Here is an 18,876-nt window from a genome sequence, read left to right on the forward strand (position 1 = left end):
GCATGAAGAATGTGTCGAAGTCCTACAAGGCCTCCACCAGGCCGGCGCTCGACAAGGTCAGTGTGGAGGTAGAGAAGGGGGAGTTCGTCTTCCTCATCGGCCCCTCCGGCTCCGGCAAGTCGACGTTCATGCGGTTACTGCTCAAGATGGAGTCGCCCACGTCCGGCGACATCGAGGTCGCGGATTTCCACGTCAACAAGTTGGCGGCCCGCCGCGTGCCGAAGCTTCGCCAGAGCATGGGCTGCGTGTTCCAGGACTTCCGCTTGCTTCAGCAGAAGACGGTCTCCGAGAACGTGGCCTTTGCGTTGGAAGTCATCGGCAAGCCCCGCAACGTCATCGCGCGCACTGTGCCCGAGGTTCTCGACATGGTCGGTCTGGCCGGCAAAGCCGATCGACTGCCCACCGAACTTTCCGGCGGTGAGCAGCAGCGCGTCGCCATCGCCCGCGCATTCGTGAACCGCCCTCTCGTGCTGCTCGCCGACGAGCCCACCGGCAACCTGGACCCCGAAACGAGCCAGGACATCATGCTGCTGCTCGAGCGGATCAACCGCACCGGCACCACCGTCGTGATGGCGACCCACGATCACCACATCGTCGACTCCATGCGTCGACGCGTCATCGAACTCGATCTCGGCAAGGTGACCAGAGACGAAGCGCGGGGTGTGTACGGCGTCGGCAGGTAGCGCCGACTACGACCACACGTCCCGTACGCCCACCGGTTGTCGTGAAACAACCGGCCTCTCGAGAAGGAATCGGATTCCCCGATGCGCGCCAGCTTTATTTTCAGCGAAGTCCTGACCGGCCTACGCCGCAACATCACGATGACCATCGCCATGATCTTGACGACGGCGATCTCCCTCGGACTCTTCGGCGGCGGTCTGCTGGTCGTGCAGATGGCAGGCAAGACCCAGCAGATCTTCCTCGAACGCGTCGAGGTGCAGATCTTCCTGACCGACGACATCTCTTCGGCCGATCCCGGTTGCGAGCAGGAGATCTGCAGTTCGTTGCGCAAGGAACTCGAGCAGACTCCGTCCGTCGTCGCGGTTCAGTACCTCAACCGCGAAGACGCCGTGAAGGACGCCACCGAGCGCGTGTTCAAGGACCAGCCCGAACTGGCAGCCCTGGTGAGCCCGGACAGCTTCCCGGCGTCGTTCAAGGTCAAGCTCAGTGACCCGGAGCGGTTCGGCGTCATCAACGACACCTTCGGTTCGAGGCCCGGCGTCGAGAGTGTGCTCAATCAGCGCGAGTTGGTGGACCGACTGTTCAGCGTGCTCGGTGGAGTGCGCAACGCAGCGTTCGCGATCGCGATCGTCCAGGCGATAGCGGCCATCCTGCTCATCGCCAACATGGTCCAGATCGCCGCGTTCACGCGTCGTACCGAGGTCAACATCATGCGGTTGGTCGGCGCGACGCGTTGGTACACCCAGCTTCCGTTCCTCCTCGAAGCCGTCGTGGCGGCCTTGATCGGTGCGGTGCTCGCCATTGCCGGACTGTTCACGGCGAAGAACGTCTTCATCGACGGGGTCCTGTCCGACGTCTACGAAGCGAACATCGTGGCGCGGATATCCAACAGTGACGTGCTGTTCGTCTCGCCGATCCTCGTACTTGCCGGTGTCGGAATGGCCGCGGTGACGGCGTACGTGACGCTGCGTCTGTACGTCCGCGAATAATCGGTTTGCACGAGCTTCTATGCTGGAACAGCAAGAACCATTCGACAGCAAGACAGCGGACTGAGAGGCCCGGACAGTGAAGGAAAAGGGCCGCAAGGTCATTGCGACCAATCGCAAAGCACGCCACAACTACACGATCATCGACACCTACGAGGCCGGCATCGCTCTCGTCGGGACCGAGGTCAAGAGTCTGCGTGAAGGCAAGGCGTCGCTCGTCGACGCGTTCGCCACGGTGGACAACGGCGAAGTGTGGTTGCGCTCGTTGCACATTCCGGAGTACACGCAAGGCACGTGGAACAACCATTCGCCACGGCGTACCCGAAAGCTCCTGCTGCACAAGCGTGAGATCGAGCACCTCGTCGGCAAGACCCGCGAGGGAAACCAGACGCTGGTCCCGCTGTCGATGTACTTCAACGACGGCAAGGTCAAGGTCGAACTCGCACTGGCAAAGGGTAAGCAGGACTACGACAAGCGCCAGGACATGGCCAAGCGCACCGCCGAGCGCGAGGTGACCCGCGAGCTCGGTCGTCGTATCAAGGGCATGCGCTGACCTCCATCCTGCTTGCCCTCGTGGCGGCAGTTGCCTACGGAGTCAGCGACTTCGTCGGGGGAGTTGCGTCACGACGAGTTGCCGCACTGCGTGTGGTGATCGTCTCGTATCCACTCTCGCTCGTCATCGTTCTGATCGCAGCACCTTTCGTATCCGGGACGCTGACGCCGAACGGTCTGATCTGGGGTGCGATCGCGGGCGTCACGAGTGGTCTGGCGGTCTGGTGGTTCTATCTCGCGCTGGCAACCGGCCCCATGTCGGTGGTCTCGCCGCTGACAGCTGTTCTGGTGGCGGGTATTCCGGTGCTCGTCGGCTTCGCTTTCGGTGAGCGGCCGGGGTTGATCGCGTACCTGGGTATTGCCGTCGCGCTGGTCGCCGTCGTCCTGGTCAGCCGCGAGTCACCTGACGACGCGGCGGGTGAGGTTGCCGGCGGAATCACCCTCCGCTTCACCAGACAAGTGGCTCTTCTGACCGTCGGAAGCGGTGGCGCATTTGCACTCTCGTTCATCGCACTTCACCAGATCGGCGAGGGCAGCGGGCTGTGGGCGTTGGCCGTATCTCGAGGTGCCGCGACCGTCGTGGTGTGGTTGGTCGCGCTGGCGGCCGGTCACTTCGTTCTCCCACGACGCGAGCCACTCAAGCTCGCGGTGTACGTCAGCGTCCTCGACGTCGTCGCGAACGGGACGATGATCTACGCCTTCCAAGGCGGAATGCTCTCACTGGTCAGCGTGATCGGTTCGCTGTATCCGGCTGCGACGGTTCTGCTCGCCATGGTGATGCTGGGCGAGCGGGTAAGCCGCGTGCAACAAGCGGGAATGCTGTTGGCGCTGGCGGCAGTCGGCATGATTGCCGTCGCTGGGGCGTAGTTCCTTTTCAGCGGCTTTGACCCGTACACCCATCGTAGGAACGCGCTGTTTCATTCCTCGACGAGTACCTGGGCTACTTGCACGCCGGATACCCCGATCCGACACCATCCTGTCAAAAGAGTCCCGCGTGGTTTGAACTGGTCTCCGATTGGCGGAGTGGCCAAATTGGAAACGCGGCGGCGGTGCGAGTTTGGTATCGCACCAAACTCAGGGCCTCGGAATAGCTCATGACGGCTCGACAATGCCCGCGGGCGAACCAAATTCAGTACTCCGCAGGAACATCCGAGTGGCCGCGGAAAGGTGGGCCACGGTTTCCTCCGGATCTCCGATATCAGCGGTGAACACCTCGACTCCCAACACGACGTCGGGAGCCACGACCCCCAACGCCCGCACAATCTCCGCGATCGGCGCCGTTCCCTCGCCAGGAGCCAGGCGGCCGGTCATCGGTACATAGGGATCGTGGCGGCCAGGCTGGACACGATCGCTGATCTGCACTTCGAATACCTGACCATGGGTAACCTCTGCAAGCTGGGTCGGCGTACCACCCGAGCGCAGAAAGTGCCAAGTATCGAACAGGATTCCAACGCCGGGGTGGTCGGCTCGCCGGACGATGTCCAACGCCGCACCGAGATCCGGTATTCCTGTGCCGGGGATGAACTCCAGACTGACACGAACTCCGACCTCGGCTGCGCGGTCGGCGACTTGTCGCACCGCCGACGCCAGCGCGTTTCTCTTCACTGTCGGATCACCCAAGAAATGGGCGACGTTGAGAGTGCGAGCGTGAAGCGCCTCAGCGGCTTCGAGACACTCGTCGAGATCTACCATGAGCTTGCGCCAGTGTGGAGGTACCTCATCCAGTCGAGCAGAGCCGGGTAGATAGGTCATGAGCGCATCGATCACGCCAACAGTCACACCTAGATCGTCCAGGCGCTCCCGCACTCGGGAGTCGGCACTCTTCACAATCGAATATTGCGAGGGATGAACAGTGATCTCTGGAAAGCCGCCCCTACGGGCCAACTCGGCGAGCTGTATCAAATCAGCGTGTGGGATGCATCCCCAGCAGAGGGCAGTGCCCTCGATTGGCTGCACAGCCTGGTAGGTCATCGATGGCCACTTCTCTTCGTCACTCACACACACTCGGAGGTGATGTGCTGGTCCTGACGTTGCGACTGCCGGCGGAACGAATACGGTCGACGCGGCTTACAGGTTGGAAGTCCAACATTGGACTGCGAAAGCGAGCTACCAGTGCGCGGGCCGCTTGTTTTCTATCTGGCTGCTCAGTAGTCAAATCAGCAAAAGGAGTTGAACCGCAGACTTTCAGGGGCGCGAAGGCAGCGCCGCAAGAACGTCGTCGTCGAGCTTCCACTCCGCGGCGGCAACATTTGATCGCACTTGTTCGGGGTTCATCGCACCGATGATCACAGAGGGAACGCTCTCCTGCGCGCACAGCCACGCTATGGCGAGTTCGAGTATCGAGTGTCCGTACGCTTGTGCGAACGCTGACAGTTTCTCCACGTACTCGAAGTTCTCTTCCGTCGCCAGTGTGGCGAAGTACGGCGCACTGGCTAGTCGGCTGCCGGTCGGAAACGGCCGTCGCATCGTGTACTTACCGGTGAGCATTCCGGAAGCAAGCGGAAAGAAAGGGATGATTGACATTCCGACCTCGTGTGCGGCGGGAACAATGTCTGCCTCGATCGCGCGGTTGAGCAAATTCCATTCGACCTGGTTCGCCAATAAATGCGATGCGCCAGTACCGGTGGCGATGCCCTCGGCCTGCCTCATCTGATCCGCGGAGTAGTTCGAGCAAGCTACGTGGCGGGCTTTCCCTTTGGCTACCAGCCCATTCAACGCCTCGATGGCCTCCTCCAGTGGAGCATCGGGGTCAGGGACATGCTGGTAGTACAAGTCGATTCGGTCGGTGCTGAGTCGCCGCAAGCTTGCCTCACAGCTATCCTCGATGCTTCGTGCGAGTACTCCGGGCTTGTAATCGACCTCACGCGGGCGTGGAATCGCTTTGGTGGCGATTACCACCTGGTCTCGTTGACCTGCGAGCGCCTTGCCGAGGATTTCCTCCGAGCGTCCGTTTCCGTACATCGTCGCTGTGTCAAAGTGGGTGACGCCCTCATCGAGGGCGGTACGGACGACCTCCGTACTCCCCTCAGGGTCCAGTCGGGTACCAAAGTTGTTACACCCTAAGCCAATACGCGAGACTTGAAGATCGCGCGCGAGTTGTCGTAATTCCATGTCATTCCCCTTGTTTTCGCCACATACGTGAATTCGTCGCCCCGCGAACTCGACGAATGATTGGACGCAAGATCAATTACCCTGCAAGAGCTCTGAGCGGTCGGCAGGCCCTGTGGGACGAACGAACATCTACATTCCATACATCGACAAGGTGGGTCCGCCGAACCACTTCATCGGAGCGATTCAAATCGTGCACGAGCCCGGACCGCAGTAGGAAGTGGTTTTTCCACTCATCGGGATTCCTCTTCTCGGTCATGATGATTCATCGGGCTAGCTATCTCGCGCGGAGACAGGCGGCGCGGTACAACAGGTGGAATTGGTTTGGCCGGATTCTCAGTCATCTCTCAACGATGTGCACCCGCTCCACCGAGTCACCCGCTTGTAGATGTCCTCGCTTCTCGGAGAATTTTCCTCAGCCGCGTCTGTCGGCCGGCGCTGCGCGTAGGTGAACCCGCTCGCCTTGTTTTCCGAAGAGGCTGATCGCCTCGGCCGGCCGGCCGTCGGCAGCACTGATGCGGTGCGGGATGTGCGTGTCGAACTCGGCGGCCTCGCCTGCCCCCATGATGAAATCCCGGTCGCCGAGTTGGAGTCGGATGCGCCCGGACAGAACGTAGACCCACTCGTAGCCCTCGTGGGATCCCGGCTCGCGATCGTCGTCGGTGGGGGAGATGATCATCTTGTAGGCCTGGAGGTTGCCGGGTTGACTGGTCAGCGGAATGACCGTCATGCATCCGACCGTTCGAGGTTCTTCTCGAACGCGGGGGTCCTTGATCTTGCTGTTCACCAGGTCGTCCAACGGGACGCCGTGTGCCTTGGCAATCGGCAGCAGCAACTCCAAGTTGGCTCGGCGAGTACCGGATTCGAGTCTCGACAGTGTGCTGACGCTGATGTCGGTGGTCTCCGACAGGTCGGCCAGGGTCATCTCGGACTGCTGGCGCAACGCACGTAGGCGAGGGCCGATGCCGGCTAGAACGGCTTCGAACGATGTTTCGGTCATGCACTCATTTTGTCAAAGTGGCAACAGTGTTTGTCAAGACTGCGTTCTCTTGTCATTCTGGATTCATGACGCAGAACTCATTCGACGTAGCAGTAATCGGAGCCGGTGCGGCAGGCCTCAACGCCGCACTCATTCTCGGTCAGGCACGCAGGTCCGTGATCGTCTTCGACAACGGATCGCCACGGAACGCGGCCGCCGACCACATGAACGGATTCCTCTCCCGTGACGGCATGAACCCGGCAGAATTGTTGACCATCGGCCGAGGTGAGGTCCGCAAATTCGGCGGCGAGTTCCACGACGGCACCGTTGTCTCCGTGACACGGGACGGCGAGAAATTCTCGGTAGAACTGGCTGACGGCAGCAAGATTCAGGTGCGCAAGGTGCTTGTTTCGACGGGTCTGACGGACCGCCTACCGGTAGAACTCGAAGTCTTCGGCGAGCGTTGGGGACGCGATGTGTTGCACTGCCCGTACTGCCACGGGTATGGCGTGCGTGATCAGCCGCTCGGCGTGATCGCCAGGAGCGCGGAATTTGCGATGCACCAGGCGCTCATGGTTCGCCAGTGGTCCGATGACGTGGTTCTCTTCCTTCATCGCATCACCGAACTGAGTTCCGAAGATCGGGAAAAGCTTGCGGCTCGCGGTATTTCGATCGTCGAGGGTGAGGTTGCCGGTCCCGTCGTCGAGGATGATCGGTTGGTGGGCGTGCGGTTGGCCGACGGCAGTGTGGTCGCGCGTTCGGCGGTCTTTGTCGGTGGCGCCCTCACGATGGACCCCAACGATGCGATCTTGCGCGCATTCGGTGCGCAGCGCGCCGAGACGATGATGGGCGATTTCGTCACAGTCGACATGATGGGGGCCACAAGCGTGCCCGGCGTGTTCGCTGCGGGCAATGTCGTGGACCCGGGTGCCCAGGTCATCATGGCCGCAGCCGCCGGGGCGAAGGCCGGAGCGGGGATCAACATGATGTTGACCAACGACGACCTCGAGGTTGCACTCGCGCTTCGCAGTTGAATTGTGCGTAGCGTGGGGTGATGGACGCAGTGAGAGTGTTGATCACGGGTGCGACCGGATACATCGGCGGACGTCTTGCCCCTCGCCTGGTCGAAGAGGGTCATCGAGTTCGAGTGGTGGTGCGCAGCCCGGAGAAACTACGCGATGTTCCCTGGCACGATTCGGTGGAGATCAAGCGCGGGGATCTGACCGACAGTGCCACCCTCTCAGGTGTTTTCGACGATATCGACGTGGTCTACTACCTCGTTCACGCCATGGGTGGGGGAGGGTCGTTCTCGGATATCGACAAGCGAAGCGCGGAGAACGTCGCCGCCGCTGCCCGCGATGCGGGGGTGCGACGGATCGTCTACCTGGGCGGGCTTCATCCCTCCGACCGAGAGTTGTCGACTCACTTGCAGTCCCGGCTCGAAGTCGGTCGGATCCTGCTCGACTCCGAGGTTCCGGCGGTTGTGTTCCAAGCTGGAGTGGTGATCGGATCGGGTTCGGCGTCCTTCGAAATGGTGCGCCACTTGACCAATCGGCTTCCGGTGATGACCACACCCAAGTGGGTGCACAACAACATTCAGCCGATCGCGGTGCGTGACGTACTCCACTATTTGATTGCAGCCGCGGCGACGACGCCGGAGGTCAACCGCGCCTTCGACATCGGTGGGCCGGATGTCATGCAGTACGGCGAAATGATGAACACCTACGCCGACGTCGCTGGATTGGTACGCCGACGCATCCTCGTCCTGCCCGTCCTCACCCCGCGTCTGGCAGGTCACTGGGTGGGATTGGTCACGCCGATCCCACGAGGTTTGGCGATGCCCCTGATCGAATCCCTGCAGAACGACGCGGTGATGCACAATCACGACATCGACAGCTTCATCCCGCCTCCCGCCGAGGGCCTCACGCCGTATCGAGAAGCGGTGCGACTGGCACTTCGAAAGATCGACACCGGTGAGGTGGAGACGGCGTGGTCCGGTGCAACGATTGCGGGCGCTCCATCCGATCCTCTTCCATCCGACCCGGATTGGGCCGGCGAAGCGGTCTACGTCGATCATCGCGAACGTGACTGCGCGGCGGATCCGAAAACCCTCTGGTCGGTGGTCGAGTCGATCGGCGGCGAGAACGGTTGGTATTCATTCCCTTTGGCGTGGGCCATTCGGGGGTGGATGGACCGCGCGGTCGGTGGTGTCGGACTGCGCCGGGGCAGGCGGGATCCACGCCGGCTCAACACGGGCGAAGCCCTGGACTTTTGGAGGGTCGAAGAAATCGATCGAGGCAAGTTGCTCCGATTGCGCGCCGAGATGAAGGTCCCGGGCGGAGCATGGTTGGAGTTGCGAGTATCAGAAGGCCCAGCCGGTGCCGACGGACGGCCGGTGGGTTCCCACCTCGATCAACGCGCGGTCTTCTTCCCTCGCGGGCTCGCGGGTTGGGCGTACTGGTATTCGATCCTGCCTTTCCACGGAGTCGTCTTCCAGGGGATGATCACCAACATCACCGGTGCCGCCGAGCGTGAGATGGCTGCAGTGCAGGAAACGGCTGGGGTGCAGGAATCAGCTGGGGCGAAGGACACGGAAAGTGCCGCCGATTAATTGGTATGACTTCCGAACTTCGGCGCGTTATAGTGAATAGCCCCACGAAAGACGCGGGGCACACACGGGGCTGAACGGTTTCGACTGCGTGTGTTGAGTTAGGGGAAGCGTGTCGGTGCAGGCAAGAGACCACCGTAAGCGTCGCTGCAAACCTATAAGCGCCGATTCCAATCAGCGCGACTACGCTCTCGCTGCCTAAGTAGCGAAGCGTGTCTGTCAGCCCGGGGTTGCCCTCGACCCGGTTCCTGGCATCAGCTAGAGGGCTTTACTGTTCGGCTCGGTCACGGAGTCGGATGGGACATCAAACAGTGACTGGGATCGTCATCCTGGCTTGTTCGCGAGACTGGGAGATCCAAGTAGAGACTTAGCGAACTGCACACGGAGAAGCCCTAGCGATTCAACGTAGGACCCGGGTTCAATTCCCGGCAGCTCCACAACAGGTCGGGCCGGAGAGCACACGCTCTCCGGCCCGACCTTTTTACTGCCTTTTTGCTGCTGTCTTGCTGCCGCACTCTGCCGTGTGGCCCGGGCCTTCTTGCGATCAGGAGCCGAAGAATCCCAGGTCGACCGAGCCGACGAAGCCGGGAGCTTCCTTGGCCAGCGGCTTGCCGTCCAGATCGGCAGGCAATGCAACGCCCAGGCTCTGGAGGATTGTCGGGGTGATGTCGGCGATCGTGTACGAGTCTGTGTTCTTACCGGCCGCGTATCCCGAGCCGCGTGCTATGACGAATGTCGTTGCTTCCGCGGGTGTCTGACCGCCGTGCCCACCGGCGGGCTTGTGCCCGTGATCCGCAGTGACCAGTACAGTCCACTTCTCGCCGGTCTTTGCTGCGCGCTGATCGACGGCATCGACAATCTTGCCCACCTGAGCATCGACCGAGGCGATGGACTCTTCGTACGCAGCGCCGTTGGTGCCGCCGCTATGTCCCGCGCCGTCCACCTGATCGAGTTGGGTGAAGATCAGGTCAGGTCCCTTGTCTGTGATGTCGCGGGCGACGGCGTCTGCCGTCGCAGCGTCGGTGGCCGCTCCGGAACCTGCATCGGCCGTGGTGACGACAACGTCGGCTTTCGGTGTCCCACTGGAGGCGATGTTGTCGATGCCGCCCCAGGTGGAGATCGATTCGGTGAGGAGGGAGGGCTTTGCTGTTTCCAGTCGGGTGAAGACGCTCGGGTAGAGGTCGAAGCGGGCGCCCGCGTACGTGTTGTCCTTGACTCCGTGCTTGGTATCCCAGACTCCGGTCAGGATGGTCGACCACGACGGTCCGGAGATGGTGGTGTGGCCGAGGATGGAAGATTCTCCGCTGGTTCCTTCGGCGATCAGCTTCTGGAGACGGGGAGCGTCGGCGGTCTTGATGTGGCTGAGCATAGTGCCGTCGAGGCCGATGACAACTGTCTTCTCGGCGGCCGACGGATTGAGGTCGGACGATCCGGGAATTGCTGCAGCAGTTGCAGTTCCGGCAGCAACAGCGCCGGCGAGGAGGAGTGTGATAGCGGCTGAGGTGCGTGCGATTTTCTTGGTCACGCTAAGCATCTTGCGATAGGACTAGACCAATTGCACTACCTGTATGTGAGGGTTGTCCTGTTGTTCACGGCAGATTCAGATTGGACTAGACCAATGTTTCCTCAGGCGGCCCAACCGTCGAGGATGACGCTGACCGCGTGATCGAGGTGAAGGGGCTCGCCGTCCCATCTTGGGATGATCGCGTCGTCGGGTATGTCTCCGCGCAGTAGGCCATCAGCGAATCCCTCGGTCGGTGGTGCTGGGTCGATGACGTCACCATTGGCGTAAAGAAACTCGAACTTCTGCTCGCCGAGAGCAGTGATCGTGAACTGGCCGTCATGCAGCGCGCGGTGGCAGGTGCCGCACAGCATGATCAGATTGTCCAAGTCCGTATTTCCGCCGCGTCCCCAGAATTTCACGTGATGTGCGTGTAAGAAGCGAGTCCGCCCGCAACCCGGTGTGCGGCAACATCCGTCGCGGTAATTCAATGCCAGCATTTGTTTGGCGCTGACGACGCGGGTCCTTCGGCCCAGATTCAAAACGCATCCCTCCTTTGTCGTTCCCAGGCGAAGTTTCGCGTTGCAGAGCACTTCCTCGGCGGCACTTTGGGGGAGCGCGGGTCCACTCGGTACACGGACGGTGTTCGCTTCGTGGAAGAACACAACTTCGTTCGCGGCGGCCTTGGGCGTGCGGTCTGTGACTGCGGCGGTGGCGAGCTCGGCCATCGCGACAAGTCCTGGTCCGATATTTCCGGCCGGGTTCTTTGTAGCCTTCTCGTCGACAGGGCGGATGGCAGCGGTTCGGGTGCGTTCACGTTCCGCCGCCGCCAATGCTGCGAGGATTCGGGCGCCGTCCTGCGCGGGCAGGCGTCCTTTGATGACAAACTCGCCCGTATCCGAGTCCCAATGCCAGCGGACCTGAAGATGTTCGGGCGCTTTGCTTTTGCCGGATTCATTGTCGGTTGCATTACGCAGACCTGCGGCGAGACGATCGATCTGGGCTGCGGGCGCCTCGCATCCGAACCGAACCATCTGCTTTTCGTTTGACGGCGTGGTGACCCGGGTGAGTGCGCGAACCTTCGAGTAGGACAGCCGGCCTTGCTCGAAGGCCTTCCGCATCTCGGGCAAAGGTCGGAGCGCTTTGGCGACGCGAACATATTCCCTGCCGGTGTGCAGGCTCATTCCACATTTCCACGACAGCCAGTGGGCGCATGAATGCAGTCCAGGGCCGGACCAGCCGCGGTCTTCGTCGAACTTCGACAGGAGGGTGAGGAATCGAGCCGTGGCCGCCGCGATCTGGCCGGCGAGAGCGCAGATTTCGGAGCCGAGTTGCTCTACGTCGCTTCGGGTGGAATCCGGCGTTTCTTCATTGATCAGTGCCGCGGTATCGGTCAGTTCTGCGGTATCGGTCAGTGCTGCGTTCATCGTTGCCCCCCGGCGCGTGTCCGACAATGTTTCGAATGTACGTTCGATAATAGATGCCAGTACCGACACACATCCGTGGATGAGGACGGAAAGCGTCCCCGCGGGGACGTCTAACCGCTGCCGATCGAGTACTCGGCGTAGGTACCGACATCCTCGAAGCCGACGTTTCGATAGAGCTGTGCGCCGTCGCTGGACGCCTGAAGTACAGCGGTTCGGGCACCTCGCTCGCGGGCGATGTCGAGTGCGGCAAGGGTGACCGCCGAGCCGAATCCGCGTCGGCGCGCCGTTTCGAGTGTGACGACCCCGTACAGTCCGGCGACGTCGGCGGCAAAATGGACCTCGGCTCCGGCGACAGGCTGGGAGTTCGCGTATCCCACGACAAACGAACTCCGCGAGCGCTCATCGAGGATGTCATCGGCGGTGTCTTCGAAGAAACGTATTACTGCGGTTGAGGGCGGCGACCAATTGGCGGCCATCACGGCGGCGTAGTCGGCGAGCTGCGAACGAGTCGTCACTCGCTGAACGCACAGTTCTGAAACAGGCGTTGGGCGTGGGACGACGTCCAAGTCTGCCGTCATCGCTCTTTCTTCCTCGGAGCGCACGCAGCCGAGGGCTGACAAGCGAGCGCCGAGGTCAGAGGGCTTGTCGCGCGGACCTGTCCACCAGGAGAACGGACGACCGGTTGCTCGAAGCCACGCGAGTACGTCGAGTAGTCGTCGGTCTTCTTCCGGGCCTTCAGCAGCAGGTACAGCGAAGCGTGCACCAGCGATGATGTTGAAAGTGTCGTCGGTGAGGCCGCTGTCTGCGACGACAACATCTGCAGAGACCGTGACCGATCCCGTCGGCAAGTGTTCATGCAGGTGGCAGGCATGGGATACCAAGTTGGCGTCCATGGCGTCGAGGACATCGCCGACGAGTGCTTCACGATTCACAAAAGAAATTCTACGAACCCCATCCAAATGGTTTTCGGCTCCGAATGCCGTGTATGACGCCCAACCGACGGCAACAGCAGGACGGTGACCAGCACCTGGTGGTGCTAGTGCTGCCTGGAGGAAAGGTATCGAGCCATCGCCCGGCTCGCGCCTGGCATCTGTCCAACCTTCGGATGTGCCCGTTCACCGCTCAGCTTCGCCTCTCCGGTGTCAAAGCGGTGCAGGCTCGCTATCGAGTTCGAGGTTGGAACGGTGCCGAGCGCAGTCCGGTCGCCGACGCCAGCGCCGCACTCGACGCGATAACGAAACGTAATTCACAAGCTCAGGTGATCCTGCTGGGGCACTCGATGGGCGGACGGGTCGCCGCCGAACTATGTGGCGATCCGGCGGTGGTCGGTGTGGTCGCGCTGGCGCCGTGGTGGCCCGATGGAACGTCGGTGAATCTGCGTTCGGACACACCACTGTCAGTCCTTCACGGCACGGCTGACTCCTGGACCGATCCGGAGGTGTCGCGGCGAAAGGTCGACGAACTGCAGGCGTCGGGTAAGAGCGCTGAATGGATCGGCATCGACGGCGCAGGCCACTTCATGCTCCGTCGGGCGGCGACTTGGCATCGCCTCGTCGCGGATGCAATCGCAGGAATGAGTCGCGGGGTAGCCGCAACAAGGATGGGAGAACGACGATGAGTTCCGACAAGCGGAAGGTGGCCGTCGTCGGTAGTGGTGTCGCAGGTCTGACAGCGGCGTGGGTGCTCAGTAAGGACAGTGACGTCACCCTCTACGAAGCGGATTCACGGCTCGGCGGGCACGCGGACACCCATTCGGTCACCGACCCGGAAGGGCGAAGCCTCGCCATCGACACGGGGTTCATCGTCCACAACGATCGCACCTATCCGACATTGTTGCGATTGTTCGCAGAACTAGATGTGCCTACGCAGGAATCCGATATGAGCATGTCGGTCAGGTGTGGGGGGTGCGGGCTCGAGTACTCGGGAGGCCAAGGGTTGCGCGGCGTTCTCCCGACGCCGGGGCTGCTGGTGAACGGCAGTTTTCTGTCGATGTTGATGGAGGTCAAGCGCTTCCATCGCCGTGCCCGAGCCCTGCTCGACAACACGGATCCGTCGGCACCCGACCAGACACTGGGGGTGTTTCTGCGCAGCGGCCGGTTCTCCGACTACTTCACCGCTCACTTCATGACTCCGCTCGTGTCGGCAGTCTGGTCGTGTGATCCCGGCTCCGCGCTGAAGTATCCCGCGCGGTACCTGTTCTCGTTCCTCGATCACCACGGAATGCTGAGCGTCACTGGATCGCCGACCTGGCGAACAGTCACCGGTGGATCGGGCGAATACGTTCGTCTCGTCGCCAAAAGTATCGGGGATATCCGCCTCAACACGCCGGTGCGCGCAATCCACCGGTTCGATGATCGCGTCGACATTCGTGACGGCGACGACCAGATCCAGACCTTCGACGCAGCCGTGGTCGCAACGCATCCGCAGCAAGCGCTGAAGATTTTGGCGGATCCGACGCCTGTCGAATCCCAGGTCCTCGGCGCAATGCCGTACTCCGTCAACCACACCCAGCTTCACACCGACGAGAATGTGCTGCCCGGCAACACCAATGCGCGCGCGTCGTGGAACTACTACATCCCTGAATGCAACGCGAAGCCGGATCACGTTCTGGTCAGCTACGACATGACGAGGTTGCAGCGGCTCCCGGAGACCGGCCGGCGCTACCTGGTGACCTTGGGGGGAGGCGAAATGGTGTCCCCGGACTCGGTGATCGATCAGATGACCTACGAGCATCCGCAGTACACACCCACCTCCGTCGCCGCTCAAGCGCGGCTTCCCGAGTTGGACTCGGACGTGCTCGCGTTTGCCGGTGCGTACCACGGATGGGGCTTCCACGAGGACGGTGCACTCTCTGGCCTGCGCGCCGCCGAACGCGTCGGAGGTCGGTGGCCGTGACCGCACCCATCACGCCGTCCATCGTTCATACGAGCATTCGGCACGTTCGAACGGAGCCGTTGCACAACGAGTTCGAGTACCGAAGCTACAGTTGGCTCGTCGACGTCGACGATTTGCCCGAGCTTCCGAAGGCTTTGCGGCCCTTGGCGAAGTTCGACGCCGGGGATCACCTCGGCGACCCCACTCGATCGATTCGTGCCAACGTCGAGACTTTTCTGGCAACCAACGGATTGGAGTTCGCCGGCGGTCGCATCCTCATGCTTGCGAACGCGCGTGTGTTCGGCCATGTGTTCAACCCGCTGAGTGTGTTCTGGTGTCTGAACGACGACGGCAGTCAGCGGTGCGTCGTTGCCGAGGTTCACAACACCTACGGCGAGCGGCACTGCTACCTGCTCGAAACCGACGGTCGTGGCGCGGTTCGCACGTCCAAAGAGTTCTACGTATCTCCGTTCAACGATCTGGACGGCGAGTACCGGATGCGACTTCCGCTACCCGACACCGCGCTCGCGCTCTCGATAGTTCTGGCCCGTGACGGCAAGGCGCCCTTCGTGGCCACGGTGTCCGGTCGTTGTGTGCCGGCGACGACGCGCGAGATCGTGCGCAGTGCGCTCGCCATCCCGCTGGCTCCGCTCCGAGTCGCCGCGCAGATCAGATTTCAAGGAATCCGGCTGTGGGCCAGGCGCTTACCCATCGTTCCCCGACCGCAACATCACCCGCAGGAGGCAGTGCAATGACCACAACCACTCTCGGCACCGAACCTTCCGCTCACACGATCGAAACCGAGCGGTGGCCGGGCGTCGCCACCGTGCCGAGCGGGCTCAAAGTGCGGGTTGCATCACCGGTTGCCCGCGCCCTGTTCCACAAGGCGGTCGCACGTTTGCCGCTGCGTGTCCAGATGCCCAACGGTGAGTTCTCCGGTGGCGGTAGCCCCGATTCGCCGTTGATGGTCATTCACCGCCCAGACGACTTCGCTGCTCGTGTGGGGGACAGTGGTTTGATCGGATTCGGCGAGTCTTACATGGCGGGCGATTGGGAAGCATCCGACCTCACTGCGGTCCTGGAAGTCTTCGCCTCCCGCGTGGCGACGCTCATTCCCGACTTCCTGCAGCGGCTACGAGGCCTCTACATTCCGAAGCAGCCTCGCAGTGAACGGAATTCGACGCAGAACACGCGCTCGAACATCTCCCGGCACTACGACCTCTCGAACGAGATGTTCGAACTGTTCCTCGACGACACCATGACGTATTCCAGTGCACTCTTCGAGGATCTGTCGGTAGGGGCGACCCCATCGTGGGACGTGCTCGCAGCGGCGCAGCATCGGAAGATCGATCGACTGCTGGATGGCGCAGGTGTCGGACCCGGTTCGCGAGTGCTCGAAATCGGCACAGGCTGGGGAGAATTGGCGATCCGAGCTGCCCAACGGGGAGCGACGGTGCGCTCGGTGACACTTTCGGTCGAACAGCAGGAATTGGCAGCGAAGCGGATAAGCGCTGCGGGACTGGCAGATCGCGTTCAGGTCGACCTTCTCGACTATCGGCAGGTACAGGGGGAGTACGACGCCGTTGTGTCGGTCGAGATGATCGAGGCCGTCGGCCACCAGTACTGGGGAAGCTACTTCCAGACGATCGACGCCCTGCTGGCGCCGGGTGGGCGCGCGGCGATCCAAGCCATCACGATGCCGCACGATCGAATGCTCGCGACCCGCAACACCTACACCTGGGTGCACAAGTACATCTTCCCCGGCGGATTTCTCCCGTCGGTGCGGGCGATCGAGGACGTCACCGAGCGCATGACAACCCTGCGGGTGCGTGAGCGGATGTCGATGGGCGATCACTACGCGCAGACGTTGCGACTGTGGGACGAGCGATTCAGCGCTCGCACCGACGAGGCGTCCGCGCTCGGGTTCGACGCAGTGTTCGCGCGCATGTGGCATTTCTATCTCTGCTACTCCGAGGCGGGGTTTCGGTCGGGGTATCTCGACGTCCAGCAAATTGTTCTCGATCGGAGGAACCAGCGATGACTGCCACAATGGATCGAACGACACAAGGTACCGGCGTTGCGGGTCGTCTCTCGGACATCCTCAGTCCACTTGTCGGCGGCGAACTTCCGGTGCGGTTGACTGCATGGGACGGCAGCACGGCAGGTCCGGAAGATGCTCCGAAAGTGACGCTCTACAGCCCGAACGTTTTGCGACGCTTGCTCTGGAATCCCGGCGAGTTGGGGGCTGCGCAGGCATATGTTCTCGGTGAACTCGACGTCGAGGGCGATCTAGGCGATGCACTCACACACGTGTGGAAGGTGTCTGCCGAGCGGGGGCTCGGGTCGATTACCCCGACACCCTCGCTTGTCCTGGCCGTGGTCAAGGCTGCGCGATCCTTCGGTGCTTTCGGGAGACCTTTGGCTCCGCCGGCGTCGCAGGCTCAGGTGAAGGGGCGCCTGCACAGCCTCGCCCGCGACCGCGAGGCGATCGGGCACCACTACGATTTGTCGAACGATTTCTACCAATTGATCCTCGATGAGAACATGGCGTACTCCTCGGGCTATTGGACTTCCGATGCACCGGACTACACGCTCGAAGACTCACAGACAGACAAGCTGGACCTGGTGTGCCGCAAGGTCGGTCTCGATCGAGCGCGAGGCTTGCGGTTTCTCGATGTCGGCTGTGGTTGGGGCTCGTTGAGCCTGCATGCAGCGCGGGAGTACGGTGCCAGGGTTGTCGGAATCACGATCTCGGCGGAGCAGAAGGCTTTTGTCGACGCGAAGGTCCGCGCGCTCGGTTTGGAAGACTGGGTCGAGATTCGCCTCCAAGATTATCGAGAGATTCCAGACGGTCCCTTCGATGCGGTCGCTTCCATCGAGATGGGTGAGCATGTCGGTGAGGACAACTATCCGACCTACGTGAAAGCGCTCCACGACAATGTTATTGCCGGTGGCCGTGTGCTGATTCAGCAGATGTCCCGCACTGGCCCGCACCCCGGGGGAGGTCCGTTCATCGAGTCGTTCATCGCGCCGGACATGTACATGCGGCCCGTCGGTCGCACTGTTGCGATGATCGAGGAAGGTGGACTCGAAGTGCGGGACGTCCACGCCCTGCGTGAGCACTACGTGCGGACCGTCGACGCGTGGATCGAGACCTTCGAATCGAACTGGGATCGCGTCGTGGAACTCGTAGGTGTCGAAGTCGCTCGGGTGTGGCGTCTCTACCTCGTCGGCGGAGGAATGGCATTTCGGGACGGCAGGATGGGCGTCGATCAGATTCTGTCGGTCCGGCCGCACGGTGATGGTCGATCGGGTATGGAACCGGTACGGCCGCAGTGGGTGTCGCGGCGATGAACGGATTCGACTGGGGCGCGTTCGGAGTGGTCACACTTACGAGTCTGCTGGCGATCGCCGTCGGAATGGCGGTGACAGCCACGATCGGTGTACGGATCGGGCGCCACAACGTTGTCGACGTGTCGTGGGGCGCCGGCTTCGTTCTGATCGCGCTCGTGTCCGCGATAGTGGGAACCGGCGACCTCTGGCGCCGGTTGCTGATGCTTGCGCTCGTGGCGATCTGGGGTCTGCGGTTGGCGACGCACATGGCGATTCGATCGCGTGGCAAAGGTGAAGACCCGCGGTACGAAGAAATGCTCGGACGAGCGACGGGTAATCGAACGCTGTATGCGATCCGCAAGATCTATCTCACGCAGGGGATTTCGTTGTGGTTCGTCTCCCTGCCGATCCAGGTCGCAGCAGTGTCGAACGGCAGCTTCGGACTTCTTGTCGTACTCGGAATCGCGCTGTGGATTGTCGGCGTCACGTTCGAGACGGTCGGCGACCGACAGATGGAGGAGTTCAAATCCGATCCGGGCAGCCGTGGCCACATCATGGATCAAGGTTTGTGGGCATGGACGCGGCATCCCAACTATTTCGGCGACGCGTGTGTCTGGTGGGGGATCTTCCTCGTCTCGGCGTCCGTGTGGCCGGGGGTGTTGACCGTCCTCTCACCGATCGCCATGACGTACGTCCTGGTCTTCGCCACCGGAGCGCGGTTGCTCGAGCGACACATGGAACAGCGTCCGGGCTATCGCGAGTACCAGCAGCGGACAAGTTACTTCATTCCTCGCCCGCCGAAAGCCCGCTCCGGGACGTAGGCTCTT

General features: G+C 61.9%; 18 protein-coding genes and 1 other RNA gene. 13 read left to right on the top strand and 6 right to left on the bottom strand.

Features of this window, described 5'->3' with window-relative positions:
* Positions 1–2: 2 nt before the first annotated feature.
* The 4 genes from ftsE (at position 3) to KTR60_RS11285 (ending at position 3,086) form a co-directional block, all read left to right on the top strand.
* Positions 3–683, top strand: a complete 681-nt coding sequence (gene ftsE, locus KTR60_RS11270) for a cell division ATP-binding protein FtsE (RefSeq protein ID WP_020969258.1) — start codon at positions 3–5, stop codon at positions 681–683.
* Positions 684–764: 81 nt separating this feature from the next.
* Complete coding sequence (ftsX, locus tag KTR60_RS11275; RefSeq protein WP_003942367.1) at positions 765–1,670, top strand: permease-like cell division protein FtsX; 906 nt, start codon at positions 765–767, stop codon at positions 1,668–1,670.
* 76 nt (positions 1,671–1,746) lie between these two features.
* Positions 1,747–2,220 carry an SsrA-binding protein SmpB gene (smpB, locus tag KTR60_RS11280; protein WP_003942330.1) on the top strand — a complete coding sequence of 158 codons (474 nt, stop codon included), beginning with the start codon at positions 1,747–1,749 and terminating at the stop codon, positions 2,218–2,220.
* A 20-nt stretch (positions 2,221–2,240) separates the two neighbouring features.
* Complete coding sequence (locus tag KTR60_RS11285; protein ID WP_231783263.1) at positions 2,241–3,086, top strand: DMT family transporter; 846 nt, start codon at positions 2,241–2,243, stop codon at positions 3,084–3,086.
* 225 nt (positions 3,087–3,311) lie between these two features.
* Here KTR60_RS11285 and KTR60_RS11290 read toward each other — a convergent pair whose 3' ends face one another.
* The 3 genes from KTR60_RS11290 to KTR60_RS11300 form a co-directional block, all read right to left on the bottom strand.
* On the bottom strand, positions 3,312–3,998 hold the full coding sequence (locus KTR60_RS11290) for a sugar phosphate isomerase/epimerase family protein (protein ID WP_219466804.1): 687 nt from the start codon (positions 3,996–3,998) through the stop codon (positions 3,312–3,314).
* Between the two features lie 405 nt (positions 3,999–4,403).
* Entirely contained in the window at positions 4,404–5,330 is a 927-nt protein-coding gene (locus tag KTR60_RS11295) for an aldo/keto reductase (RefSeq protein ID WP_039973210.1), read from the bottom strand.
* A gap of 412 nt (positions 5,331–5,742) precedes the next feature.
* Entirely contained in the window at positions 5,743–6,327 is a 585-nt protein-coding gene (locus KTR60_RS11300; protein WP_030534979.1) for a helix-turn-helix domain-containing protein, read from the bottom strand.
* A 65-nt stretch (positions 6,328–6,392) separates the two neighbouring features.
* On the opposite strand from KTR60_RS11300, the gene KTR60_RS11305 reads away from it, so the two are divergent.
* The 3 genes from KTR60_RS11305 (at position 6,393) to ssrA (ending at position 9,354) form a co-directional block, all read left to right on the top strand.
* Positions 6,393–7,340 carry an NAD(P)/FAD-dependent oxidoreductase gene (locus KTR60_RS11305; RefSeq protein ID WP_050655138.1) on the top strand — a complete coding sequence of 316 codons (948 nt, stop codon included), beginning with the start codon at positions 6,393–6,395 and terminating at the stop codon, positions 7,338–7,340.
* 20 nt (positions 7,341–7,360) lie between these two features.
* Positions 7,361–8,917, top strand: coding sequence for an SDR family oxidoreductase (locus KTR60_RS11310; RefSeq protein WP_228402151.1), 1,557 nt, complete (start codon positions 7,361–7,363; stop codon positions 8,915–8,917).
* Positions 8,918–8,983: 66 nt separating this feature from the next.
* Positions 8,984–9,354: a transfer-messenger RNA gene (ssrA, locus tag KTR60_RS11315) on the top strand.
* 104 nt (positions 9,355–9,458) lie between these two features.
* Here the strand turns inward: ssrA and KTR60_RS11320 are convergent.
* From KTR60_RS11320 to KTR60_RS11330, 3 genes are all read right to left on the bottom strand, one after another.
* Positions 9,459–10,448 (bottom strand): alkaline phosphatase family protein, encoded by a 990-nt coding sequence (locus KTR60_RS11320; protein WP_042450074.1) that lies wholly within the window; start codon positions 10,446–10,448, stop codon positions 9,459–9,461.
* Between the two features lie 92 nt (positions 10,449–10,540).
* Complete coding sequence (locus tag KTR60_RS11325) at positions 10,541–11,842, bottom strand: HNH endonuclease signature motif containing protein (protein ID WP_047271647.1); 1,302 nt, start codon at positions 11,840–11,842, stop codon at positions 10,541–10,543.
* A 110-nt stretch (positions 11,843–11,952) separates the two neighbouring features.
* The gene (locus KTR60_RS11330; RefSeq protein ID WP_080961234.1) at positions 11,953–12,774 is read right to left on the bottom strand and encodes a GNAT family N-acetyltransferase; all 822 of its coding nucleotides are present in this window, start codon (positions 12,772–12,774) and stop codon (positions 11,953–11,955) included.
* A gap of 53 nt (positions 12,775–12,827) precedes the next feature.
* Between KTR60_RS11330 and KTR60_RS11335 the strand changes: the two genes are divergently transcribed.
* The 6 genes from KTR60_RS11335 to KTR60_RS11360 are packed head-to-tail and all read left to right on the top strand — an operon-like array spanning position 12,828 to position 18,870.
* Positions 12,828–13,460, top strand: coding sequence for a dienelactone hydrolase family protein (locus tag KTR60_RS11335; RefSeq protein WP_047271645.1), 633 nt, complete (start codon positions 12,828–12,830; stop codon positions 13,458–13,460).
* A complete protein-coding gene (locus KTR60_RS11340) occupies positions 13,457–14,737 on the top strand; it encodes an NAD(P)/FAD-dependent oxidoreductase (protein ID WP_042924499.1) in 1,281 nt (426 codons plus the stop codon). The genes KTR60_RS11335 and KTR60_RS11340 overlap by 4 nt, the downstream gene beginning before the upstream one ends.
* The gene (locus tag KTR60_RS11345; RefSeq protein WP_228402152.1) at positions 14,728–15,471 is read left to right on the top strand and encodes a DUF1365 domain-containing protein; all 744 of its coding nucleotides are present in this window, start codon (positions 14,728–14,730) and stop codon (positions 15,469–15,471) included. The genes KTR60_RS11340 and KTR60_RS11345 overlap by 10 nt, the downstream gene beginning before the upstream one ends.
* Positions 15,468–16,757 (top strand): SAM-dependent methyltransferase, encoded by a 1,290-nt coding sequence (locus KTR60_RS11350; protein WP_003942339.1) that lies wholly within the window; start codon positions 15,468–15,470, stop codon positions 16,755–16,757. Before KTR60_RS11345 ends, KTR60_RS11350 begins: the two co-directional genes overlap by 4 nt.
* On the top strand, positions 16,754–18,070 hold the full coding sequence (locus tag KTR60_RS11355) for an SAM-dependent methyltransferase (protein WP_054187609.1): 1,317 nt from the start codon (positions 16,754–16,756) through the stop codon (positions 18,068–18,070). Before KTR60_RS11350 ends, KTR60_RS11355 begins: the two co-directional genes overlap by 4 nt.
* Positions 18,067–18,870 (top strand): DUF1295 domain-containing protein, encoded by an 804-nt coding sequence (locus KTR60_RS11360; RefSeq protein ID WP_228402153.1) that lies wholly within the window; start codon positions 18,067–18,069, stop codon positions 18,868–18,870. Before KTR60_RS11355 ends, KTR60_RS11360 begins: the two co-directional genes overlap by 4 nt.
* The last annotated feature ends 6 nt before the right edge of the window (positions 18,871–18,876 follow it).

It is taken from the genome of Rhodococcus sp. C1 (assembly GCF_020809065.1).
GTDB lineage: Bacteria > Actinomycetota > Actinomycetes > Mycobacteriales > Mycobacteriaceae > Rhodococcus_F > Rhodococcus_F qingshengii.